The 23900-nt window shown below is 42.3% G+C and carries 20 protein-coding genes; 2 read left to right on the forward strand and 18 right to left on the reverse strand.

The window, feature by feature from the left end; translation table 11 throughout:
- Positions 1 to 10: 10 nt before the first annotated feature.
- From ACFVSW_RS11290 to ACFVSW_RS11310, 5 genes are all read right to left on the reverse strand, one after another.
- Positions 11 to 2206 carry a RelA/SpoT family protein gene (locus ACFVSW_RS11290; protein ID WP_387315823.1) on the reverse strand — a complete coding sequence of 732 codons (2196 nt, stop codon included), beginning with the start codon at positions 2204 to 2206 and terminating at the stop codon, positions 11 to 13.
- A 212-nt stretch (positions 2207 to 2418) separates the two neighbouring features.
- A complete protein-coding gene (locus tag ACFVSW_RS11295; protein WP_066090416.1) occupies positions 2419 to 2931 on the reverse strand; it encodes an adenine phosphoribosyltransferase in 513 nt (170 codons plus the stop codon).
- Positions 2922 to 5285, reverse strand: a complete 2364-nt coding sequence (gene recJ / locus ACFVSW_RS11300) for a single-stranded-DNA-specific exonuclease RecJ (protein WP_387315825.1) — start codon at positions 5283 to 5285, stop codon at positions 2922 to 2924. Before recJ ends, ACFVSW_RS11295 begins: the two co-directional genes overlap by 10 nt.
- Before the next feature lie 95 nt (positions 5286 to 5380).
- Positions 5381 to 7642: a protein translocase subunit SecDF gene (secDF, locus tag ACFVSW_RS11305; protein ID WP_387315826.1), complete on the reverse strand. Its 2262-nt coding sequence runs from the start codon at positions 7640 to 7642 to the stop codon at positions 5381 to 5383.
- Positions 7643 to 7761: 119 nt separating this feature from the next.
- Positions 7762 to 8058 carry a post-transcriptional regulator gene (locus ACFVSW_RS11310; RefSeq protein ID WP_387315829.1) on the reverse strand — a complete coding sequence of 99 codons (297 nt, stop codon included), beginning with the start codon at positions 8056 to 8058 and terminating at the stop codon, positions 7762 to 7764.
- Between the two features lie 125 nt (positions 8059 to 8183).
- Between ACFVSW_RS11310 and spoVB the strand changes: the two genes are divergently transcribed.
- A complete protein-coding gene (spoVB, locus tag ACFVSW_RS11315; RefSeq protein ID WP_387315831.1) occupies positions 8184 to 9728 on the forward strand; it encodes a stage V sporulation protein B in 1545 nt (514 codons plus the stop codon).
- A 36-nt stretch (positions 9729 to 9764) separates the two neighbouring features.
- Here the strand turns inward: spoVB and ACFVSW_RS11320 are convergent, their stop codons facing one another.
- The gene (locus ACFVSW_RS11320) at positions 9765 to 10436 is read right to left on the reverse strand and encodes a DUF421 domain-containing protein (protein ID WP_387316054.1); all 672 of its coding nucleotides are present in this window, start codon (positions 10434 to 10436) and stop codon (positions 9765 to 9767) included.
- Positions 10437 to 10678: 242 nt separating this feature from the next.
- Here ACFVSW_RS11320 and ACFVSW_RS11325 point away from each other — a divergent pair, with 242 nt between their 5' ends.
- Entirely contained in the window at positions 10679 to 11041 is a 363-nt protein-coding gene (locus ACFVSW_RS11325; protein ID WP_387315833.1) for a TIGR04086 family membrane protein, read from the forward strand.
- A gap of 126 nt (positions 11042 to 11167) precedes the next feature.
- Here the strand turns inward: ACFVSW_RS11325 and yajC are convergent, their stop codons facing one another.
- The 12 genes from yajC to nadB all read right to left on the reverse strand — a co-directional run bounded on the left by yajC (position 11168) and on the right by nadB (position 23403).
- Entirely contained in the window at positions 11168 to 11458 is a 291-nt protein-coding gene (yajC, locus tag ACFVSW_RS11330; RefSeq protein WP_387315835.1) for a preprotein translocase subunit YajC, read from the reverse strand.
- Between the two features lie 30 nt (positions 11459 to 11488).
- A complete protein-coding gene (tgt, locus tag ACFVSW_RS11335; RefSeq protein ID WP_024030161.1) occupies positions 11489 to 12628 on the reverse strand; it encodes a tRNA guanosine(34) transglycosylase Tgt in 1140 nt (379 codons plus the stop codon).
- A 59-nt stretch (positions 12629 to 12687) separates the two neighbouring features.
- Positions 12688 to 13716, reverse strand: coding sequence for a tRNA preQ1(34) S-adenosylmethionine ribosyltransferase-isomerase QueA (gene queA, locus ACFVSW_RS11340; RefSeq protein ID WP_387315836.1), 1029 nt, complete (start codon positions 13714 to 13716; stop codon positions 12688 to 12690).
- A gap of 33 nt (positions 13717 to 13749) precedes the next feature.
- Complete coding sequence (gene ruvB / locus ACFVSW_RS11345; protein WP_387315839.1) at positions 13750 to 14751, reverse strand: Holliday junction branch migration DNA helicase RuvB; 1002 nt, start codon at positions 14749 to 14751, stop codon at positions 13750 to 13752.
- A gap of 10 nt (positions 14752 to 14761) precedes the next feature.
- Positions 14762 to 15373, reverse strand: coding sequence for a Holliday junction branch migration protein RuvA (gene ruvA / locus ACFVSW_RS11350; protein ID WP_387315842.1), 612 nt, complete (start codon positions 15371 to 15373; stop codon positions 14762 to 14764).
- A gap of 103 nt (positions 15374 to 15476) precedes the next feature.
- The gene (locus tag ACFVSW_RS11355; RefSeq protein WP_387315845.1) at positions 15477 to 16031 is read right to left on the reverse strand and encodes a BofC C-terminal domain-containing protein; all 555 of its coding nucleotides are present in this window, start codon (positions 16029 to 16031) and stop codon (positions 15477 to 15479) included.
- 140 nt (positions 16032 to 16171) lie between these two features.
- Positions 16172 to 16867, reverse strand: coding sequence for a YhcN/YlaJ family sporulation lipoprotein (locus ACFVSW_RS11360; protein ID WP_387315848.1), 696 nt, complete (start codon positions 16865 to 16867; stop codon positions 16172 to 16174).
- A 106-nt stretch (positions 16868 to 16973) separates the two neighbouring features.
- On the reverse strand, positions 16974 to 17963 hold the full coding sequence (locus ACFVSW_RS11365) for a phosphotransferase (protein ID WP_387315850.1): 990 nt from the start codon (positions 17961 to 17963) through the stop codon (positions 16974 to 16976).
- Positions 17950 to 19731 carry a SafA/ExsA family spore coat assembly protein gene (gene safA / locus ACFVSW_RS11370; protein ID WP_387315852.1) on the reverse strand — a complete coding sequence of 594 codons (1782 nt, stop codon included), beginning with the start codon at positions 19729 to 19731 and terminating at the stop codon, positions 17950 to 17952. Before safA ends, ACFVSW_RS11365 begins: the two co-directional genes overlap by 14 nt.
- Before the next feature lie 172 nt (positions 19732 to 19903).
- Positions 19904 to 21001 (reverse strand): quinolinate synthase NadA, encoded by a 1098-nt coding sequence (nadA, locus tag ACFVSW_RS11375; protein WP_387315854.1) that lies wholly within the window; start codon positions 20999 to 21001, stop codon positions 19904 to 19906.
- A gap of 1 nt (position 21002) precedes the next feature.
- Positions 21003 to 21851, reverse strand: a complete 849-nt coding sequence (gene nadC, locus ACFVSW_RS11380; protein ID WP_387315857.1) for a carboxylating nicotinate-nucleotide diphosphorylase — start codon at positions 21849 to 21851, stop codon at positions 21003 to 21005.
- Entirely contained in the window at positions 21820 to 23403 is a 1584-nt protein-coding gene (gene nadB / locus ACFVSW_RS11385; protein ID WP_387315860.1) for an L-aspartate oxidase, read from the reverse strand. The genes nadC and nadB overlap by 32 nt, the downstream gene beginning before the upstream one ends.
- Between the last annotated feature and the right edge of the window lie 497 nt (positions 23404 to 23900).

Raw genomic sequence — 23900 nt, forward strand, 5'->3', positions numbered from 1 at the left:
CCAATACTCCTTAATTCATAATCCGGCGAACCGAATAAATATCCGGGATTTGTTTAATTCGTTCGACAACCTTGTGCAAATGGTTTACATTGTGAATCGCAATGGACATGCTGATCGTTGCCATTTTATTGCGGTCTGATTTCCCGGTGACAGCAGAAATATTTGTTTTCGTCTCATTAACCGCTTGAAGCACTTCATTAAGAATTCCGCTGCGATCATAGCCGCTGATTTCGATATCAACATTATATTCCTTGCGGTCATTCAAGGATGATTCCCACTCGACCGGAATTAGCCTTGTTTGGGCATCATTCGAGTCAATGTTCGTACAATCGGAACGATGAACGGAGACACCTCGGCCCTTCGTAATAAACCCGACAATTTCGTCGCCAGGAACCGGGTTACAGCATCTTGATAAGCGAATTAACAGGTTGTCAATTCCTTGAACGCGGACGCCGGATTCCCGTTTCTTACTTGCTGGGAATGTTTTTAAATCCGAAATCACATTCGTAATGCTCGCTGATTGTTCCTGGTCGCGTTTCTTGCGCCATTTCTCGGTTAAGCGGTTCGCCACCTGCAAGGCCGTGACCCCGTTATAGCCAACGGCGGCATACATATCTTCTTCATTGGAAAAATTAAATTTTTCCGAAACCTTTTTCAGATTGTCTGATGTTAAAATTTCTTTCAGTTCGAACTCCATGTTACGGATTTCTTTTTCGACTAGCTCTTTCCCTTTGACGACATTTTCATCACGGCGCTGCTTTTTAAAGAAGGCGCGGATCTTGTTCTTCGCCTGCGAAGTCTGTGCTAGCTTCAGCCAATCCTGACTTGGACCATAGGAATGTTTGGAGGTTAATATTTCAATAATATCCCCGGTCATCAGTCGATAGTCCAGCGTTACCATTTTGCCGTTCACTTTGGCGCCAATTGTTTTATTGCCTATTTCCGAGTGGATGCGATAAGCAAAATCGATTGGAACAGAACCGGATGGAAGCTCAATGACATCGCCTTTTGGTGTAAACACAAACACCATATCGGAGAACAGGTCAATTTTCAATGACTCCATAAACTCTTCGGCATTGGCGGTATCATTTTGGAACTCTAGAATCTCCCTGAACCAGGTTAATTTTTGTTCAAAAGAAGAGCTGTCACTGATGGCTTTGCCTTCTTTATAGGCCCAGTGTGCTGCAACCCCGAATTCGGCAATTCGGTGCATCTCATAGGTGCGAATTTGCACTTCAAGCGGGTCGCCTTTCGGTCCAATTACGGTTGTATGCAAGGATTGATACATATTCGGCTTCGGCATCGCGATATAATCCTTAAAGCGGCCGGGCATCGGTTTCCAGCAAGTGTGAATTATGCCGAGAACCGCGTAGCAATCTTTAATGCTGTTGACGACAATCCTTACTGCAAGCAAATCATAGATTTCACTGAATTGCTTATTTTGCAAGACCATTTTTCGATAAATACTATAAATATGCTTAGGACGGCCTGAAAGCTCTGCCTTTATCGAAACTTCACCCATCTGAGCCTTGACTTCCTCGATGACATCCTCGAGATATTGCTCCCGTTCCGCACGCTTCTTCTTCATTAAGTTAACAATCCGGTAGTATTGCTGCGGATTTAAATACCTTAATGCTGTATCTTCCAGCTCCCATTTAATCTTAGATATACCAAGACGATGTGCTAAAGGGGCAAAAATTTCAAGTGTTTCATTTGAAATTCGGCGCTGTTTCTCCACAGGAAGATGCTTCAGTGTCCGCATATTATGCAGACGGTCAGCAAGCTTAATCAGAATCACCCGGATGTCCTGAGCCATAGCCACAAACATTTTGCGGTGGTTTTCGGCCTGCTGTTCCTCGTGAGATTTATATTTAATTTTCCCTAGTTTCGTTACCCCATCGACAAGCATCGCCACTTCGTCATTGAAAGCTTCCTCTATATCTTTTAAGGATACAGTTGTATCTTCCACAACGTCGTGAAGAAAACCCGCAGCAACCGTTGCAGGATCCATCTCCAAGTCAGCTAGAATTCCTGCAACCTGGATGGGATGAATAATGTACGGCTCCCCCGATTTTCGATATTGTTCACGATGAGCATGTTTAGCGAATTCATACGCTTTTTTAACTAAATCAACATGCTCTTCATTTAAATAGGTCTTGGTCTTGTCGATGACTTGGTCGGCTGTTAACACTTGATCATTCGCCATGAAATCACCTTTATTTTCGTCTCATTTTATTATTTAATGGTATTTTTGAAATTATTGTTACAAAATTAGAATGATTGTTTCTATTATCGAAAAAAATAGCGAAGATGTAAAGAGATTGTAAGTAATTTCTGCAAATTATCGAGATATGTCGAATATTATTTTTATATTATATAAAGAGAGCACCCTCATCTGAGTGCCCTCCAGCTCACTTTTTAATAGTGCATAAGTGTTAAAATATCATAGCCGTCTAACTTTTTGCGGCCATCTAAATAGCTTAACTCAACTAAGAAAGCGATACCAGCTACTACTCCGCCGAGCTCTTCCACTAATTGAATAGTCGCTTCAATCGTACCGCCGGTTGCTAACAAATCATCCGTGATTAACACGCGTTGTCCAGGTTTAATCGCATCCCTATGAATTGTAAGAACGTCTTTTCCATATTCCAGACCATAGCCGACTTTAATCGTTTCACGCGGCAGCTTGCCCTCTTTACGGACTGGGGCAAAGCCTACTCCTAGCGAATATGCAACTGGACAGCCAATAATAAAGCCGCGTGCTTCAGGTCCAACAATTATATCAATTTGTTTTTCCTTTGCGTAAGAAACGATCTGGTCGGTTGCATATTTATATGCTTCACCATCATTCATTAATGGGGTAATATCTTTAAATTTAATTCCTGGCTTTGGCCAATCGGGTACGATGGTAATAAATTGCTTTAAATCCATTCTGTTATTTCCTCCTCAGTTTCTACCGACTCTTGGATAACTTGATCGAACCAGCCCTTTAAATCATGAAAGGACGAAAATAATAAATCCCGTTCAAGAGCATATTGCATCTGTTTGGTTTGATATGTTCGAGAGTCACTTAAATCACGCTTTTGCGCGCCAGTTGTTAAAGAAATAAATCCATTGTTTATTGTAACAAAATCCAGTTCAGAAAACACCTTTGCCATAAAGTTTATCGTTTCCTGTGACCAGCCGCGATGTTTGGCGATATCTTCGCCATTTCGCTTAAGGTCAATCGGACCTTTCTTTACTAAAAAGGCATAGAACCATTTAAAATGATCACGGGTTGGAACCGTGCTGAAGAAATCACTGGATTTCTTATAAAAATAGGCATACACCCTTGCCGGCTGTTTCCCTTTTAATAAAACCTCGAGAATCTCTTTTGAGGGCGGGAAGTCAACTAAAACGATATTTGCCTGGTTACAATTGAGAGCTTTTGCTTCTTCGATATCTTGAACATGAATGGTATCAGCCATTAATTCTGGGCTCATTTTTTCTAGATGTTCTTTATTAAAAATAATGAATTTCCTGTTTTCTGCAGGAACGGATTGAGCAATGGCGCTCATTCGCTTTTGCCCGCGATAGTCAAATAACTGCCAAGAATTCACCGCGATATCGTGAATGAAAATTTGTGGTTTACGTATATTGTTCCATTCATTAATAGATAATTCCCCAATGAATGAAATTTTTGAAGCAGGTGAGATTTGGTCAACTAAAGATCCTAACCCAAAACCTACTCCATCAAGATTGGCATCAGCTTCATTCACTAACACCTTTAAATGGTTTTGCTCACTGCCAATTTTTCTCATACTGGCAATTTCAGCATTATTTATTAAAACTTTTGGTTTAGGGTTGTCCATTCCAAAAGGAGAAAGCAGACTCATTTCTTCGATTGACGATACACTAATGTCTTCCAGACGGATTTCCTCATCAAGATAGGTTACTGGGACAAAATCCGCTTCAGTTAACTGCTCCTCAGCAAGGTTATTTAATCTTGTCCGGAGCTCAGCAACATCCTCTAGTTTCAAAGTCATTCCTGCAGCCATCGGGTGACCGCCAAAATGTGGAAGAATCTCACGGCAGGTTGATAAATTTTTGAACAGGTCAAAGCCGGCAATGCTCCGGGCAGAACCCTTTGCAACCCCTTTATCCGGGTCAAAATTTAACACAATCGTTGGCCGGTAGTATTTATCAACAAGCCTTGAGGCGACAATGCCAATAACACCGGCATTCCAGCCTTCTTTACCGATGACGAGAACCTTATTGGATTCGATTGGATAATTTGATTCCACCTCTTCAATTGCTTCAGTGGTAATCGCATTGACAATCGCTTGCCTTGACTTATTTAACGCATCCATTTCTTCCGCTAAATGTTTTGCTTCCTCCGGGTCTCCTGTGAGGATAAGCTGAACGGCGAGGTCTGCATCTTCTAAGCGGCCCACGGCATTTATCCGCGGTGCAAGCGTAAAGCCAATCGTTTCTTCACTTATTGACAGAGGATCGACCCCAGCCAATTTTAAAATCGCTTTAAGACCGATATTTTTCGTAGCCTTTAACTTTTCAAGCCCTTTTTTCACAATCAGCCGGTTTTCATCTTTTAATGAAACTAAATCGGCAATTGTTCCAATGACGGCAATTTCGAGTAAATGCTCTGGAACTGCTCCATAAAGGGCATGGGCAAGTTTAAACGCGACTCCTACTCCTGCCAGTTCCCGAAATGGATAGTCGCTATCCGGAAGTTTCGGGTGAATAATTGCAAGTGCTTCCGGTAAGACAGGCCCCGGCTCATGGTGGTCGGTAATGATTAGGTCCATTCCGATTTCTTTTGCGACTGCTGCTTCATGGAGAGCAGATATTCCAGTATCAACAGTAATAATTAACTTTATTCCACTTTCCGCCGCCTGACGGAATGCCGGTTCATTTGGTCCATATCCTTCGGTAAAACGATTTGGGATGTAGAATTGTACATTTGCTCCCAAGTCACGAAGGGCAATCATCAACACCGATGTACTGCTTACACCATCAGCGTCATAATCACCAAAAATAAGGATGGGTTCTTGCTTTTCAATTGCTTCTTGAATTCTCTCAACCGCGATATCCATCCCTTTTAATAGATACGGGTCATGAAATTCATCCTTGCCAAATAAAAAATACCGTGCAGATTCTACGGTATCTAAGCCACGGTTGACAAGCAGCGACGCAACTAGAGGTGTAATTTTCAATTCATCTGCTAGCATTTTTACTAGATTGTGATCAGAACTGCGAACAATCCATCTTGATTTTGATTTTAACATTTGCTTGTTCACCCCTCAGACTTTCTTATTATACAGGAGCATTAAACAGCTTTCAATAAAGAAAAACCGCAATATGTCTGCGGTTTTTCCAAAAATTACACTTGTGGTTGATCTGAATATTTCTTTTTAACCTTTTCTGTTTTAATAACTCCCTTTTTCTTTAGCTCTTTACATTTCATAACAAACCATAGTGAACTTGCGATAAAAAGGGAAGAGTATACCCCGACAATTAATCCTACAAATAAGGCGATGGAGAAATTGCGGATCGATGCACTTCCGAAAATCATTAAACCTGTAGTAGCAATTAATACGGTTAAAACAGTGTTGATCGAACGCGTTAATGTTTGACGGATACTAACATTTACTACGTCAGCAATCTCCTGAACGGTTTTGAGACGCTTTTTCTTATGCAGGTTTTCACGAATCCGGTCAAAGGTGACGATTGTATCGTGGTTCGAATAACCAACAATTGTTAAAATAGCAGCAATAAAAGTTAAATCGACTTCAAGTCTTGTAAGACTGAAGAAGGCAATTATAAAGAACGCATCGTGAAGCAAGGAAATAACGGCCGCAATCGCCATATACATTTCAAATCGAATGGTAACGTAGAGAATAATTCCTATCGATGCAATCAACACGGCGTAAAAGGCATTTTTCGCCAGCTCTTTCCCAACTTCTGACGAAACAGTGCTGACATTCGGCTCTGAGCCGAATTCCTTATTAAACTCTGCTTTTAAATGGGCTATTTCATCTTTCGATAAAACCCCAACCATTCGAGCAGCACCAATTTGCTTTTTATCACCAGAAATAACGACATCATCTATCTTTAAATGAAGCTTGCTAAACGCATTTTCAACCTGTGTCGTTGTCAAAGGTGTTTTTGATTGAATTTCAACGCGCGTGCCACTTGAAAAATCAATACCTAGGTTCAAACGGAAAACAGCAATAATGATTATACCAACAACGAGAAGCACACCTGAAATAATGAAGAATTTATTTTTCATTTTTATAAAATCTAGCTTATCAAATCTGGTTGGGAGATCTATTGTATCAAAATTTTCAGCAATATCATGAATTTTGGACGGATGTACACCAAACCAGCTAGGTTTATTTTTAAATAATCCACTGTGAACCCATAGACCTAATAAAAACCTTGATCCGTAAACAGCGGTGAGAAAACTCATAAAGATACTCACGAGTAACATCGTAGCAAACCCTTTAACTGAGCTTGTCCCGTAGAAAAATAATACACCTGCTGTCAACATCGTAGTCAAGTTGGCATCAAGAATGGTCCTAAACGCATGATTTTCACCAGCCTGGAATGCTGATTTAATCGATTTACCAACTTTAATCTCATCCTTGATCCGCTCGTAGGTAATGATATTCGCGTCAACAGCCATACCAATCCCAAGAATAATCGCGGCAATTCCCGGCAGTGTTAATACCCCATTCATCCAATCAAAAACCAATAGAATCAAATAAATATAAATACTTAACGCAATAACGGCAATGAATCCTGGAAAACGATAATAGAAAATCATAAACAAGAAAATGATGGCGACACCGATGATTCCTGCAAAAATCGTCTCATTTAATGCCTGTTCCCCGAACTTAGCGCCGACAGACGTGGAGTACACTTCCGTAAGCTTTACCGGTAATGAACCAGCATTTAAAAGCGATGCCAAGGTTTGCGCTTCTTTTGTAGTAAAATTGCCCACAATTGAAACCGTATTTTGATTAAACACTTGCCTTACAGTTGGAGCTGATATATATTTTGGATTTGGTTTTGCTGATTCAGCTTTAAAGGAGTCTTTTCCCTCTTCAAAATCTAGCCAAATAACAAGAACATTTGGATTCGTGTTCATAATTTCTTCAGACACTTTGCGGAATTTATTCGCATTATTTAATGTTAAAGAAACGCTTGGTGCGCCATTTTCATCAAAAGTTTGCTTTGCTCCGCCTTGCTTTAAGTCTGTGCCGTCCATCTTCAGAAGGTCATTTGCATCGCGGAAGGATAAATTTGCCTGAGTAGACAAAATCTCACGCGCTTTGTTTTGGTCAGTGATCCCGGCCAGCTGAACGCGGATTCGGTTTGTTCCTTCAATTTGAATGCTCGGTTCACTTACTCCAAGGACGTTGATCCGTCTGTCGAGCGCTTCAGCCGTACTAGCCAATACCTCTTTATCAATCTTTTGACCTTTTTTCGCCGGCTCAACCTCGTACAAAACCTCAAATCCGCCTTGGAGGTCAAGTCCAAGTTTCATATTGTTTACAATGTTTTTTGCTGTTGCTCCCATAGTGCTTCCTGCAATTAAGATTACAAGAAAGAAAGCAATAATTCTGCTGCGCTTTACCATTATGTATTGTTCCTCCTTAGTGCCTGTTCCTTAGCACGTTTACGTCCAAATAATAAAAAAAAGTCACTGATACTATTATGGAATAAGTTAGAAATGCTGTCAATTTGAAAATGGTAGGATTATTTCAATAACTCTTTCAATTCATTTTCATCATCAAATGAGAATTCAGACGTCTTATATGTCTCGATTGCTGCAAAGCTGAGATAATCACTTACCTTAACAGAGAGAATGGCTTGGATAATTTCATGCAGCATTAATTCATCCTTTACCTTCTTCCACTTTTTCTTAATTAAGAATTCCCAAAGCTCTTGTTCTGTTACCGAATCGTAACCGAGCAAGCGAAACTCTGAAAGTTTACTTGCTAGTGCCGGTTGTACCTGGGTACGAAAATAATCGTATGCGTGGTTATTATCCATTCACTCTGCCCCCTAAAGTAATACTTGCATTCAAAAACGTCTTACTACTTGTCATGCTTTGTCCACCATCAAGCATATAGTTAATTGTATATGAATTCTTCTTTTTTGAGAAGGTGGGAATCAGCATGTCGAAGTTTTTGAAGGGGACTTTTATCCTATTAATTGCCGGATTAATTACTAGGGTCCTCGGTTTTATTTATCGGATTGTCCTAGCGCGGAGCATTGGTGAAGAAGGTGTGGGCCTATACATGATGGCGTATCCCACCTTTATTCTTGTCGTAACAATCACACAGCTGGGGCTTCCCGTGGCGATTTCAAAAAATATTGCCGAGGCTGAGGCAAGAGGTGATTATGCTGAAATAAAAAAAATCCTTGTTGTTTCCCTTGCCACTACGATTAGCTTATCGATCATTCTTACACCGGTGATCATCCTGCTGGCACCTATTCTAGCAACGACACTGTTCACCGATCCAAGGACCTATTATCCTTTAATTGCGATTGCGCCGGCGATTCCGATTATTGCCGTTTCTTCTGTGTTAAGAGGCTACTTTCAAGGAAGACAAAACATGCGTCCGTCAGCCGTTTCGCAGATTTTAGAGCAGGGTGTCAGAATTACCCTAATTGCCGTGATGACAAAAGCATTTCTTCCCTATGGTGTTCAATATGCGGCAGCAGCGGCAATGGCGGCATCTGTTTTAGGTGAACTATTATCACTGGTTTACCTTATGACGACCTTCAAATTGAAAAAACGTTTTCCGCTTCGAAAGAATTTCTTCCAATTTGCTCATAAAGGGAAAAAGACATTTCAAGATTTAATGAAGATTGCTTTACCTACGATGGGAAGCAGAATGATTGGTTCTGTTGCCTGGTTTTTTGAACCGATCGTCGTTGCTCACAGCTTAGCTCTAGCAGGTGTTCTAGCGGTGAATGGGACTAAACAATATGGGTTGTTAACCGGCTATGCGATGCCGCTGTTAATGCTCCCGTCTTTTGTCACCTTTTCATTGGCAACATCTTTGGTTCCAGCCATCAGTGAGGCCAACTCCCGCAATAACCATAAGTTAATCGCCTATCGGCTCCAGCAGGCATTAAGATTGACGTTTTTAACCGGCGGTCTTGCCGTCATTGTCCTCTATGTATTGGCAGACCCACTAATGCAGTTAATGTATGGGTCAACAAAAGGGTCCTACTTTATTCGTTTAATGGCGCCGTTCTTCTTGTTTTTTTATTATCAAGGTCCATTACAAGCTGTTCTCCAGGCGTTAAATCTTGCTAGAGCGGCGATGATCAACAGTCTTATTGGGGCGGTTGTCAAAACGGCTGTGATCTTTTTCCTTGCCTCACAGGCTTCCTTCGGTATCACGGGGGCTGCACTCGGTATTATTGTCGGCTTTGTGTTAGTAACGATTCTTCACTTTGCCACTGTTTTGAAAAAAGTTACCTTTCCATTTTATATTGGCGATTATTTTAAAGGTTTTCTCGTCATGGGCGCCTCCGGCTGGTTAGGATATTGGCTATTTGAGAATATCCTCTTAAGCGAACATTTGCTGGTAAGGGTGTTAACCTCGATTACTGGCATGGGGATTTCCTATCTCGTCATGCTCCTGTTATTCGGACTGATTAAAAAAGATGAAATCCACCGAATTCCATGGATTGGGAAGTTATTTTGAACAAATTAGAAGACACGCAGTTTTGCCGGCGTGTCTCTACCTTAAATCCTGGGTATCAATGAAAAATTTGCCGTTTTCATAGCTGCAAAAGGAAATTTTCTTAATATCGCGGTAACCCTTTTTCTTAAGTTCTTGGCGGAGCCATAAATTGGTTTTATTGATCCTTTTTAAATTTTCTTCTTCAATCGTTCCATCCATAATTAGCGGGATGGTAATATCTCCATTCTTAGCAGGCGTCTTGGGCTGCTTCGGGTCGTCAACTTTTTCTAAAACAGACAGTTTGCCTGAGGTTTCTAAAATGGCAAATTCAACATCTCCAATACTTCTAATGTCCTTTTCTCTTAATTGTGACATTAAATCATCAAAGTTATAGCGGAGCTTTTTCATTGCCTCCTCGTCAATTTTTCCTCGATTGATGACGATACTTGGCTGTCCATCCACAATATCACGAAATTTTTTATTTTTCAGCGAAATGATCGCGAGCGTGATTTGAATACACATCAAGAGAACCATCGGCACCACCGTATGAAATAGCGGGTCCTTCGTATTTTCAATTGCAATAACAGCCATCTCACCAATCATGATAAAAACGACCAGGTCAAGGACGCTTAATTCGCCAATTTCCCGCTTCCCCATGATCCTGAATATGACTAGCATCAGTAAATATAAAAATATGGTTCGAAAAATAATATTCAAATAAACTTCCACTTGCTGATCGCCCCTTTTTTTCCATTCCGTACTATTGTCCGCTAGTTTACGACGAATCATTCGTTTTCTTTTGTGAAAAGCAGACAAATTTTCATTCTACTTTCCTGTTCTCGTGAATACGCTTGTACTAGGAAAGAAATTTGTATCTATGGCCTGGGCTGGATATGAAAAATAAAAACAGCCACGGAGGATGCTGAAGGGGGAGAGTTAAAATCGAATCAAAAAGCTTTGGGACATCCATTATGTACGGATTAATTTTTATCTTTGCTTTTGCTGTGATATGCAGCCTGATATTTGCATTTATACTTAGGTTTACGTCCGCCGGGGAGGGTTCGCTGCAATATATCATAACGGCGTTATCATTTATTGCGCTTTTCGGGGGCGGTTTTCTTTCCGGAGGTAAGCGTAAAGAAAAGGGCTGGCTTATCGGCGGTTTTACTGGGCTTATTTACTCGCTAGTGGTTTTTTTATTTCAATACTTGGGCTATGATCGCTTATTTGACACAGAGCAAGTAATCTATCACACTTGCTACACATTAATCGCGATGATGGGTGGAATCTTAGGGGTTAATATCGCTACGAATAATTCTAGGCGGTCTTCATAAAGAAAACTCGCCGATTGGCAAGCCGTTAGGCGAAGACAGAGGCGTAGTTGCACTTATGCCTGATTGAAAAGTTTTACTTTTCTATCGGCTAAAGAAAAGGAAGCCAAATGGCTTCCTTTTTATGTGTTATTTTGAAAGGCTTACGCTCTCTCCGCCAGCTTCCGTGACTTCACGAATTGCATTGCGGTCATAGGTAAGACGGCTTCCGTCCCCACATTTAATTACTGCTTTATTATCATCGATCGAGTCGATAATCCCATGTAATCCACCAATTGTTACGATTTTGTCACCCTTCTTCAAATCGGTTTGCATTTGCCGAACTGCTTTTTGGCGTTTTTGCTGCGGGCGGATTAATAAGAAATAAAACAACACAAACATTAAAATTAATGGACCAATTGTTCCAAGTCCTCCTGCCATAACTGTTTCCCTCCTTTCAAAAAGTATCTATTAGAAATTTTTCGCGTTCGGTTTATTAAAGCCGTAACGTTCAAAAAATTCTTCGCGGAAATCACCAAGCCGGTCTTCCATGATGGCTTGTCTGACTTTCTCCATCAATCTTAACAGAAAATAAAGATTATGGTAAGACGTTAATCGAATTCCGAATGTTTCGTCACACTTTATTAAGTGACGAATGTAAGCCCTGCTATAATTTCGGCATGTATAGCAGTCACAATTTTCATCGAGCGGTCCAAAGTCCCTCGCATATTGTGCATTCTTAACAACTAACCGGCCCGTACTTGTCATCAAGGTACCGTTTCTAGCAATCCTTGTTGGCAGAACACAGTCAAACATATCAATTCCGCGAATCGAGCCGTCAATTAATGAATCCGGTGAACCTACCCCCATTAAATAGCGGGGTTTATTGGACGGTAATAGCGGTGTCGTGTATTCGAGCATCCGATTCATGATATCTTTTGGTTCGCCCACGGATAGGCCGCCGATTGCATATCCAGGAAAATCAAGGGATGTCAGGTCTCTTGCACTTTGTTTGCGAAGCTCCTCATATTCTCCCCCTTGAACGATGCCAAATAAACCTTGGTCTTCAGGGCGCGCATGCGCATTTAAACAGCGCTCAGCCCATCTCGATGTCCGCTCGACTGACTTTTTCATATAATCGAAGGTTGCCGGATATGGCGGACACTCATCGAAGGCCATCATAATATCGGAACCAAGGGCGTTCTGGATTTCCATCGCTTTCTCCGGCGATAGAAATAATTTCTCACCGCTCATATGGTTGCGGAAATGAACCCCTTCTTCTTCAATTTTGCGGAATTCACTTAAACTGAACACCTGGAACCCGCCGGAATCTGTTAAGATTGCCCGGTCCCAGTTCATAAATTTATGAAGCCCGCCTGCTTCTTTAATGATTTCATGTCCAGGACGGAGCCATAAATGATACGTATTACTCAAAATAATCCCGGCACCCATTTCTTTTAAATCTTCAGGGGACATCGTTTTCACCGTCGCAAGTGTTCCAACCGGCATAAAGGCAGGTGTATCAAAAGACCCGTGCGGTGTATGAACACGGCCAAGCCGAGCCCCCGTTTGTTTACATGTTTTAATTAATTCATAACGAATTGCAGTCAAATTGTTGTCTCCTTCCTAATGCAAAACCTCTATTGCTGTTCACGCCACCGTTTATGGCCTTAGATGATGAACATTGCATCGCCAAAGCTAAAGAATCGGTACCGCTCTTCTACTGCTGTCGTGTAGGCGTGCAAAATATTTTCCCTGCCGGCCAAGGCGCTGACGAGCATAATCAAGGTTGATTTTGGCAAATGGAAGTTGGTGATCATTCCATCGATTGCCTTAAACTCATAGCCCGGATAAATGAAAATATTGGTCCAGCCGCTGCCTTCGACAAATTGCCCCTCATTAGCGGAAGCGATGGTCTCCAGCGTCCTTGTTGAGGTCGTCCCAACAGTGATGATTCTGCCGCCATTTTGACGAACCTCGTTTAGGAGCCGCGCTGTTCCTTCCGTTACAATATAAAATTCCGAGTGCATATCATGCTCCAACACATCATCAACACTTACAGGTCTGAACGTACCAAGGCCAACATGGAGGGTGATAAACGCAACATGAACACCCTTTTCTTTAATTTCAGCCAATAGTTCTTCGGTAAAATGAAGCCCTGCCGTCGGTGCAGCCGCGGAACCTGGTTCACGGGCAAACACGGTCTGGTATCGATCGCGGTCTTCGAGCTGCTCTTTTATGTATGGGGGCAGCGGCATTTCACCTAATTGATCAAGCACCTCGTAAAAAATCCCCTCATATTTGAATTCCAACACCCTGCCGCCATGGTCAGAAGTTCCTGTGCACACGGCAGTAAGCAAGCCGTCGCCGAAATCAATTTCGGTCCCTTCCTTCACCCGTTTGGCCGGCTTCACAAGGGTTTCCCACTGGTCGCCTTCAAGCTGTTTCAGCAGCAGGACTTCAATTTTGGCGCCGGTATCTTGTTTGACGCCAAAAAGGCGTGCAGGCAATACCTTTGTGTCATTTAAGACAAGGCAATCCCCTTCACGCAAATACTCAGTAATATCTTTAAAAACTTCATGCTGGATTTCGCCTGTTTCTTTATTCAATACCATTAACCGGCTGTCAGTCCGATTTTTTAAAGGTACTTGAGCAATTAATTCTTCTGGCAAATGAAAATCAAATAAGTCTACTTTCATATTATGACATCCTAATCTTTTTAAAATAACCAATCATTGGGCTGGCATCTCGATACCAAAATGGTTGTATACGGCTCCGGTGACCACTCGCCCCCGTGGCGTCCTTTGTAAAAAACCAATTTGTAGTAAATACGGTTCATACACATCTTCAATCGTTTCCGATTCTTCACCGATGGATGCGGCAATTGTGTCAAGACCAACAGGGCCGCCGCGGAATTTTTCAATAATGCCTTTTAACAGCTTGTGGTCAATGTGATCTAAGCCAAGGCGGTCAACCTGAAGCAGTTCTAGAGCTTCCCTTGCTAGGGCAAGGTCAATTGTACCATTTCCTTTAACCTGAGCAAAGTCCCGCACCCTGCGAAGCAGACGATTGGCAATCCTCGGGGTTCCCCTTGCTCTCCTGGCAATTTCTGCAGCTGAAGCGTCGTCTATTTCGGTACCGAACAATTCAGCCGTTCTGATGACAATACTTTTTAATTGATCTTCCTTATAATACTCGAGCCGGCTCAAAACTCCAAATCTGTCCCTTAAGGGCGCGGATAGCGAACCAGCTCTTGTTGTCGCACCGACAAGGGTAAATGGCGGCAGGTCGAGGCGGACGGACCTCGCACTCGGGCCTTTTCCAATCACGATATCAAGGCAAAAGTCCTCCATCGCCGGATAAAGCACCTCTTCAATCGTCCGCGGCAGCCGGTGAATTTCGTCAATAAATAATACGTCCCCCGGCTCTAACGCTGTTAAGATCGCAGCCAGATCACCCGGCCTTTCAATTGCCGGTCCTGAGGTTGTCCGGATATTCACTCCCATTTCGTTGGCGATAATAACCGCAAGTGTTGTCTTCCCCAATCCGGGTGGACCATAAAGAAGGACATGATCTAACGTTTCCTTACGGAGACGAGCTGCCTTGATAAATATTTCTAGATTGCCCTTCACCTGATCCTGTCCAATATATTGCTTTAAGGTTTGCGGTCTAAGACTTTGTTCAAAGTTAATCTCGTTCTCATTTACTTCACTCGAAATAATTCGTTCTTCCATGGAACATCACCTATTTTAAAAGCCTTTGCAGGGCTTTTTTAATGTATTGGTCTGTTGTCAGCTGTTCTTTTCTTAATTCAGGTGAAATCTTTTTTATTTCTTTTTCTGAATAGCCAAGAGCTTTCAAGGCGAGGATGGCCTCTTCTAGAGCCGTGTTATTTGTTTGTGTATGTAGTGGAAGTGTATCTGCATTAAACAAATTCGGGAAGTAGTCAGGAACGATATCCTGCAATTTTCCTTTTAGATCAAGAATCATCTGCCTGGCTGTCTTTTTGCCGACGCCGGGAAATTTGATGAGGAAGCTTTCGTCTTCATTCTCAATTGCCGCGACCACCTGCTGGACCTCACCGGAAGCAAGGATGGCGAGTGCCCCTTTTGGCCCGATGCCCGAAACATTTAATAATTTCGTGAAAAGCTTTTTCTCTTCCCTTGTTTCGAAGCCATATAATGCGTTTATATCCTCGCGAACGTAATGATAGGTATATACAATAACCATTGTTTCCATTTTACTGGCATAAATAAACGGATTTGGTGTTGATAGTTGATAACCAATGCCATTGTTTTCGATGACAACATATTCCGGTCCGACAAATTCAACGGTCCCTTTAATAAATTCGTACAATCATATTCTCTCCCCTAATTTCACTAAGTCCCATTCTACCATACAATTTCATCTTAGTTACAGACAAAAAAAAACAGGCTGATTTGGCTCAATCAGTCTGTTTCTATTCTTTTTCTACAGAATAAGGCTTGAATGTTTCTAAAACCTTAACATAATGATCTTTTGTTTTAATCGGGATGCCGTGAATCAATTGTTCCTGTTTATTACTTTCCAGCCTCTTAATATCTATTTGAAAAAAAGATTGAATGATTCGTGATTGATCAGGCCTGCCGTTAAAAATAGTCAACACCCCATTTTCAGAAATACCAAAAAAGCCATTTGCTTTCAGTAATGGGGAAATATCGTCAACCTGTTTCCTAAAAACATAGGTCGAGTGATCCGTATCGGTAAGCTGCCACTGGTCATACCTTGCCCAAAAATTCTCCATTGACCAGCATGTCTCATGGATTACTTCTTGACTGATTTCTCCATCGAGGTACACTCGTTCCAAAATCACTGTTATGTTTAGCGGTTCCGGCTTTTGCTGTGATTGATTGCTATCCAGCTGCGCAGCGGAGCCGGTAATCACAATAAACGGTGCCCCGCCGATAAACATGAAGAGAATAACAGCGAATACAGGTATACATAACCGAGACATTGCTATCCAAAAGAACTTCATGGCGCTCACCTCTTATTTGATAAAAATTGAACATCCTTTACAGTTCTATTTTAACCTTATTTTGCCTTTTTATCCGTAGCGGAATCAGCGAATTTTAAAAGGGCAAAGCATGGAAGCTTTGCCCTTTCGCGAAAGAGGAATTATCTTCCGCCTTTACTGCGCTGAATATCATTTTCTTTATTGGCGTCGTTGCCAATGGCGCCTTCATCGGTAATAACAGTTATCGTTTTCCCGTTCGCATAAGGTTTTACTGCATTCTTAATCGCCCTTTTGGTAGCGGCAGCTTTGCGATTATCATTTAACTTCACCGCAACCATAATCGTATTTCCGTAGGATACGGATCTTACATCACTAACATTGTTAATGCTTGCTACTTTGTCTCTAATTTTATTTGAAAAATCATCTTGGAAATTCGGGTCGGTAACTACCCCCGTATTTCTGATATTTTTATTCAAATGACCGTGATAATTCATATCACTCGTACTAAAACGATCATCCCGCTGAAAAAAATTACGATCTTTTGAAGCTAATGGCTTTGTTGGATTTATTGGATTTCCATTTTTGTCTCTCTTTTGCAGCTGCCTTCTTTTTTGTTCGTTTAATTGCTTGTCCTCATCGCCAAGTGTATGATCCATCATTTCCGTTATCGCACCGTCATTATCCCGAAACATATCATTTCCATTGTTCGGGTGGTTTTCATTTGAATAATAACCAACCGGCCGTAACGAATTGTTCGTTGATTCATTAACGCCAGCACGATTATTGTCTTTGGCGCAGCCCGCTGTGCCCATTATGATTAGGGCCGAAAGAGGAATCATCCACTGTTTCCTGTTCAAGCGAAAAACCCCCTCATAATAACATCCTGAGCATAGTTCATATGCTCATTTATAGGGTGTTATTTTCGAGGGGAATTCATTCAGCTAGAAAATACCAAAGGAAAATTTAGTTCACCTGATTTATTAAACGATCAATAAATTTTTTCCTCGAATAAAACTGACCGATTGATAAATCCATGACCTGCCTAAATTTCACCTCATCCGTAAATGTCTTTTCGCGAATCAGTCGATTCCATTCCCGAAAAATATCAGCTGGAAATACGAGGGCGTATAAAAAGGCGTCATCTTCCAAATATTGCTGCATTGGTTTACAAGTCTTAAGCTTCTCAAATGACCAATCAATATAGGGAAGAATTCGATTTGCATATTGTAAATAATCCAATGCAGGAGTACCGATGCTGATTAAATCAAAATCAAGTAAATTCAGCTTCCCGTGTTCATCCCGTAAAAAATTATGATGGGCCACATCACCATGAAGGATGACAAACGGTTTTTTTTGAAAAAAGTCCTTGTTTTTTTCCATCCCATCTAATGACCAATTGGCCCATGACACCATTTCCGAGATAAATGGTTCATTAATAAAATATTTGAGAAAGGGAAGATTATTTGAGAAAAGCGTAAACCGCTCTATCCATTTTTCAATTAAATTGCCTTTGGGAAGTAATGTTCGATATCGAGCTTCAAACGACGCCGTCGCCTTGTGGAATTGGCCAAGGAGTGCCATACCTTCTTGACGATCTTTTTGAGTATGAAACGAAAAAGCGGTTTTATGGGGAGCAATATACTCCATACAGCCAAAATAGGTTCCTTCAAAAAACAGCTGAGCTCTCACCGGGGAAGTTAAATATTGATAAGTCTTGTTAAACCCTTCTTTTCTCAGTGTAGCTGTAAAAGCTTCTTGGAGTTTTAGTCTGCGGTTCGTTTGATACCCTTTAACAATATAAGTATTTTTAACGGTCTTTAGAAAAAAAACCGACTTTCGAATCGGGACTAGCTGAATAATTTTTTCATAAAACTGCGACTGAAAATAAGAGAAGAGACGATCAAGGTAATCATCGTCTCCCTTTTGGTTCATTGACCCGTTAATCGCTTTCATCACGGTAACCTGGCATACCGTAATTTGTTCCAGCCGGGGCCATCCCATATGGATTCATATACGGTGGCTGTGCAGCATTAACAGGTCCTGTATATGGTGCACTGTAAATAGGCGGAGTTGGCGGGACAAAGTTTGCTGGCATTTCATTTGGGCGTGCTCCAGCTGGCTGCATTTTGTCCATGGAAGGTCCTGGACCGCCGCAGCCGCAGTCACCCCCTGCCCCAACTGGGAGGCTCTGAGCCTGGATGTATGGTGCCTGAGTCCTTGCTCCTTGAGAAGCTTCAAAGTTCGGTACTTGTGATTCTGAACCACTTATTTGCGGGTAACCGTATGGTGTTCCCATCCCGTACGGATTTCCGTTTCTTCCTGTTGGCATTTGACCTGTTGGCATTTGACCTGCTGGCATTTGACCTGCTGGCATTTGGCCGTAGGCTCCTGGCATTCCTCCGTATCCTGCTGGCATTTGGCCAAGGGCCTCTGGCATTCCTCCGTATCCTGCTGGCGGCATTTGGCCATATGCTCCTGGCATTCCCCCGTATCCTGCCGGCATTTGGCCATAGGTTCCTGGCATTTCTCCGTAACCCCCTGGCATCTGACCATAGGCTCCTGGCATTTCTCCGTGACCCCCTGGCATCTGACCATAGGCTCCTGACGTTCCTCCGTAACCCGCTGGCATTTGGCCATAGGCTCCTGGCATTTCTCCTGAACCCGCTGGCATCTGACCGTAGGCTCCTGGATTTCCTCCGTAACCCGCTGGCATCTGACCATAGGCTCCTGGCATTTCTCCGTAACCTGCTGGCATTTGACCGTATGCTCCCGGCATTTCTCCGTACCCTGCTGGCATTTGACCATAGGCTCCCGGGGCCATATAAGGTGGTTGAACCGCCGGGTTTTGGGCACCCATCACAGCACCCGGGTTATAAGCAGGGTTCATAATAGGCATTTGCGGCATAAACGACGATGATTCATCCTGAAAGTAATGCCCCGGCATAGCTGGCGCACCAGCTGTTATTGGCGCAGCACCCGGATACCCTTGGGCCATCCCTGGAACGTAACTCGGTGTCGGTGCATAGGCCGCACCTTGCACTTGCGGATATGGCATATATGGCTGCATTGGATATCCTCCAAATGGAGGACAGAATCCTGGTCCAGGCATTACGGGTGTAACTGGGACACAATAATCCTGTACACACTCTTGCTGAACTGGCATTGGTAAAGGCATCGGTACTTCTTTTACTTCAGGAAGGATATTTGCTGGCTTCGGCGGCAGATTTGGCGTGATATTTGTCATGTTTGACATATAATAATTATTAATATCTTTTTCTGGGATTACTTTTAGAGGCATTTTTGGAGTGTAGGGTGCTTTTGGTGCTTCTTTTAATATCGGTGCTTCTTTAATTGGTACCTCTTTTATTGGTACCTCCTTTTTTGGTATTTCCTTTATCGGTATCTCCTTTTTTGGTATCTCTTTTATCGGCATTTCCTTGATGGGTACTTCTTTAATCGGCATTTGTTTAATAGGCATTTCCTTCGGCTTCTCTTTAGCAAACGGATGCTCAGCAATGGGAACTTCTTTTTTTCCTATATGGATTGGCCCTTCTTTTTTAACGGTTCCGCCTGCAGTAGGAACCTTTATTTTCATACCGGGCATAATCATATCAGGGTTGCTGAGCTGTGAATTCATCTTTTTCAGCTCTTCAAAATTCACGCCGTACTTCTTGGCGATCTTCCAAAGAGTATCCCCTTTCTGTACGATATGGATCTTCACTCTGATTTCCCTCCTATGGCATAAGTCCATATAGTGTATGTGAATTTGGGCAAAGTGCTAACATTCTTCAGAAAAACTTATGCTACTTTTCCAAAAAATATGAATCGGCTCTAAAGAAATCGTAAATATAAAAAAAGATGCAATCTGTAAAACTGCATCTTTTTTCCTTTAATTATGAATTGGCTAACATTCGTTCAAGTGCCAATTTAGCATTCATGGCAATCTCAGGACTTACTTTAATGATATTATTTTCATCTTCAAGTGTATCCAGGCTCCACACTAAATGAGGCAAATCAATCCGGTTCATCGTTAGACATGGACACATATGCGGATTTAAAGAAATGATCTGTTTATCCGGATGGTTCTTGATTAGACGATTAACTAAGTTCATTTCCGTGCCAATCGCCCATGCTGATCCGGGCTCCGCAGTTTCAATTGCATTAATAATATAGCTTGTTGATCCCGCCATATCTGACAATTCCACTATCTCACGCCGGCATTCCGGATGAACGATGATTTTTATCTCCGGATTTTGGCTGCGGGTGTCGATTACATTTTGGACCGTGAAATTTTCATGAACCGAGCAATGCCCTTTCCAGAGAATCACTTTTATTTTCGAAACATCCTCTTCATATTCTAAGGAATTCGTTATTGGATTCCAAATCGCCATTTCATCTAAACCAACACCCAAATCGGCAGCCGTATTCCGGCCTAAATGCTGGTCGGGCAAGAATAGGATGCGTTCCTTCTCTTCAAATGCCCATTTTACCATTGTTTCTGCGTTGGAAGAGGTTACGGTTGCCCCGCCATTTACACCTACAAATGCTTTAATCGCCGCAGTAGAATTGACATAGGTTAACGGAAGAATCGTATCCCCAAAAATCTCCTGAAGCTTCTCCCAGGCTTTTTCTGTTTGCTTAATATCAGCCATATCCGCCATTGAGCAGCCCGCACGCATATCAGGTAAAAATACCTTTTGATTCTCGGCAGTTAAAATGTCTGCTGTTTCCGCCATAAAATGGACACCGCAGAAAACAATAAATTCAGCATCCGTATTTTCGGCCGATAATTGCGCCAGTTTTAATGAATCCCCTGTTGCGTCAGCAAACTGAATCACTTCATCCTTTTGATAATGATGTCCGGGAATAAATAACCGTGAACCAAGTTGCTTTTTCACTTCCATGACTCTAGCTTCCAGCTCTTCCTGTGACATCTGCTTGTATTTATCAGGAATCATGATTGTTTTTTGCAAATTGGCTAAAATGTTCATCTTATTCCTCTCCTTTTTTCAAAAGAACTTTTACGCTTATATCTAGCGCTTTTGCTGAATGGGTTATAAACCCCAAGGAAATATAATCAACACCTGATTTCCCATAGTCGGCTAGATTCCTTAATTGAATTCCGCCAGAGGCTTCGGTGATGATTCCCGGCGGCACTAATTTAATGAATTCCTTGATTTCATCCGGAGTGCGGTTATCAAACATGATTACATCTGCCTCAACATTTACGGCCTCAATTACCTGTTCCTCCGTCTCGACCTCGACTTCAATTTTCACCATATGACCGGCATTTTTCCTGATGCTTACAACAGCGTTTGAAATAGAGCCTGCAAAGGAAATATGGTTATCCTTAATCATCACGCCATCATAGAGCCCAAAACGGTGATTAAAGCCGCCGCCGCAGCGGACAGCATATTTTTCCAGCATCCGCAGTCCCGGCGTCGTTTTTCGCGTATCACAAATTCTCGTATGATCACTATTTAGGGTGTTCACTGCCTTTTGGGTGAGGGTGGCAATCCCGCTCATCCTTTGAACGAGATTAAGGATCACTCTTTCCCCTTTTAATAGGTCAGCTATGTTTCCAGAGACATGCGCAAGCTGTTGACCAATATTAATCGGGTCTCCATCTTTCACAAAAACCTCTGTTGTGATTTCGTTATTCAACAGCTGAAAACCGGTTTTTATCACGGATTCGCCGCAAAAGACGCCAGCTTCTTTTGCAAGAAAGACAATTTTCCCATTCGTATCGTCCGTAAAGATCAAATCGGTCGTCATATCTTGTTCGCCGATATCTTCGATAAAAAATTTCTCAAGTAGCGAGCGGAGTTTTAATGTGTTCATGATTCTTCCCCATTCCCTGATCATATTTATGAATGATTGATTTCCTTAACCAATTATCATCGTCTTCCAGCGGGTGATCACTTCTAAAGTGTCCCCCACGACTTTCTGTCCGCTCTAGCGCAGCATCCGTAACCAGCTTCGCGGTAATCAGCATAAATATTTTTGCTATTTCTGGAGCGGAATAAGCATCTAACTTGATTTCATCGGCCATGAATTGATCTAACCAAGCTTTCTGCTTTTTTAGATTCACTTCATTTCGAACAATTCCAACCCGCTCCATCATCAAATCCTTAATTTGCTGGATTTCAGGTAAAATAACCTTCACTTTTTTTGCAGAAAGAGAACGATCCGTTCGAACCGGCTCCGGAACATTAGGCTCTTTTCGCGCATTATTAAGCCATTTCGCTAATTCGCCGCCTTGATAAAGTCCCTCTAATAAGGAATTACTGGCTAAGCGATTGGCTCCGTGCAATCCAGTGCAGGAGGCCTCTCCGATTGCAAATAGCCCATCGATTGTCGTTCTTCCGATTAAATCGGTTTTAATGCCTCCCATTAAAAAATGACTTCCTGGTGCGACGGGAATTCTACCGGCTGTTAACCGAATTCCATTGGTCTCACAGAGTGAGGTAATCGACGGAAATCTTTTAGTAAAGCCGTTAATTTTGCTAATATCTAAAAAAATATTATCTCCGTTTCTAAGAAACTCATAGATTCTTTGTGAAACAAGATGTCTCGGAGCTAAGTCTTTTAATGGATGAACTCCTTCCATAATCGGAATTCCGTCATCGGTAACAAGAATCGCCGCTTCTCCCCTGACGGCTTCTGAAATTAATCCTTTTGTTTCACCATCAATATATAAAAGGGTGGGGTGGAATTGAATAAATTCCATATCGACGATTTCAGCACCAGCAAGATAGGCCATTGCAATCCCATCGCCACTTACTGTTTCGGCATTTGACGTATAGCTGTACAATTGTCCGCAGCCGCCAGTAGCGATGATCACATGCGTTGCGTAATATTGTTGGATTGTTCCATTTAGTGTTTTCGCTTTCACACCATGGACACGATTTTTCTCGGGATTTAGCATTAATTCATAGGCGAAGACATTCTCCTCGATGGTGACATTTGCCGTAATACTCTCAAGCAGATACTCGATTACGTTTTTTCCGGTTGCATCTCCGCCGCCATGGACGATTCTATGTTCACTGTGCGCACCTTCCATCCCTAGAAGGAGTTCGCCCTGTTGATTTTTGTCAAAAAAATCTCCTTGCCGAGACATGTCCCTAATGAGGCCGGGCGCGGCATTGATGACTTGCTGTACCACCTCTTGATTATTGTGAAATCTTCCTGCATCGAGCGTATCGACAATATGTTTCGCCGGATGGTCATTCGCGCCCAATGCAGCAGCAATCCCACCTTGGGCAAGATACGAATTCGCCGTTCTTTTTTGCCTCTTTGTGAGTATTCTCACATTCATATCCTTATTTAATTGAACAGCTAGCTGTAGTGCCGCTATTCCACTTCCAATTATTAACACATCATCATTAGTCATATTTCGAGCCTCCTGGATTAACAGGTGTCTTGACATATATCTTTACATAGAATTAAACTGTTGACAAGGATTTTTTTATTAATGCGGTGTTAAGGGACTCCACTAAGCACGATTGGATGCCAGAAAACCGGTCTTAGTGCCCGGGCAGAGGCAAAATGCTGGCTCTCGGGCACAGAGAACCGCCCTTAGTGCCCTGGCAGAGGCAGATAGCTGGCTCTCGGGTACAGAGAACCCTTCTTAGTGCCCGGGCAGAGGCAAAATGCTGGCTCTCGGGCACAGAGAACCGCCCTTAGTGCCCTGGCAATGGCAAATAGCCGGCTTTCGGGCACAGAGAACCGGGCTCAGTGCCCGGGATGTGGCAAAATGCTGGCTCTCGGGCACAGAGAACCGTTCTTAGTAAACCCGACCGGAAATCTTTCCCCTTATATTTCCAACAAAACCGGCTCCAATAAGGCCTTTAAATATTGAAAAATAAACAAAAAATGCTTTTAAAAATT

The organism is Neobacillus sp. NPDC058068 (genome assembly GCF_042885335.1).
Classification (GTDB): Bacteria; Bacillota; Bacilli; order Bacillales; family Cytobacillaceae; genus Neobacillus.

Coding starts and splice junctions, on each gene's coding strand:
- ACFVSW_RS11290 (WP_387315823.1), bottom strand. CDS start 2,206: ATGGCGAATGATCAAGTGTTAACAGCCGACCAAGTCATCGACAAGACC.
- ACFVSW_RS11295 (WP_066090416.1), bottom strand. CDS start 2,931: ATGGATTTAAAGCAATTTATTACCATCGTACCCGATTGGCCAAAGCCA.
- recJ (WP_387315825.1), bottom strand. CDS start 5,285: ATGTTAAAATCAAAATCAAGATGGATTGTTCGCAGTTCTGATCACAAT.
- secDF (WP_387315826.1), bottom strand. CDS start 7,642: ATGGTAAAGCGCAGCAGAATTATTGCTTTCTTTCTTGTAATCTTAATT.
- ACFVSW_RS11310 (WP_387315829.1), bottom strand. CDS start 8,058: ATGGATAATAACCACGCATACGATTATTTTCGTACCCAGGTACAACCG.
- spoVB (WP_387315831.1), top strand. CDS start 8,184: ATGTCGAAGTTTTTGAAGGGGACTTTTATCCTATTAATTGCCGGATTA.
- ACFVSW_RS11325 (WP_387315833.1), top strand. CDS start 10,679: ATGTACGGATTAATTTTTATCTTTGCTTTTGCTGTGATATGCAGCCTG.
- yajC (WP_387315835.1), bottom strand. CDS start 11,458: ATGGCAGGAGGACTTGGAACAATTGGTCCATTAATTTTAATGTTTGTG.
- queA (WP_387315836.1), bottom strand. CDS start 13,716: ATGAAAGTAGACTTATTTGATTTTCATTTGCCAGAAGAATTAATTGCT.
- ruvB (WP_387315839.1), bottom strand. CDS start 14,751: ATGGAAGAACGAATTATTTCGAGTGAAGTAAATGAGAACGAGATTAAC.
- ACFVSW_RS11355 (WP_387315845.1), bottom strand. CDS start 16,031: ATGAAGTTCTTTTGGATAGCAATGTCTCGGTTATGTATACCTGTATTC.
- ACFVSW_RS11365 (WP_387315850.1), bottom strand. CDS start 17,963: ATGAAAGCGATTAACGGGTCAATGAACCAAAAGGGAGACGATGATTAC.
- nadA (WP_387315854.1), bottom strand. CDS start 21,001: ATGAACATTTTAGCCAATTTGCAAAAAACAATCATGATTCCTGATAAA.
- nadC (WP_387315857.1), bottom strand. CDS start 21,851: ATGAACACATTAAAACTCCGCTCGCTACTTGAGAAATTTTTTATCGAA.
- nadB (WP_387315860.1), bottom strand. CDS start 23,403: ATGACTAATGATGATGTGTTAATAATTGGAAGTGGAATAGCGGCACTA.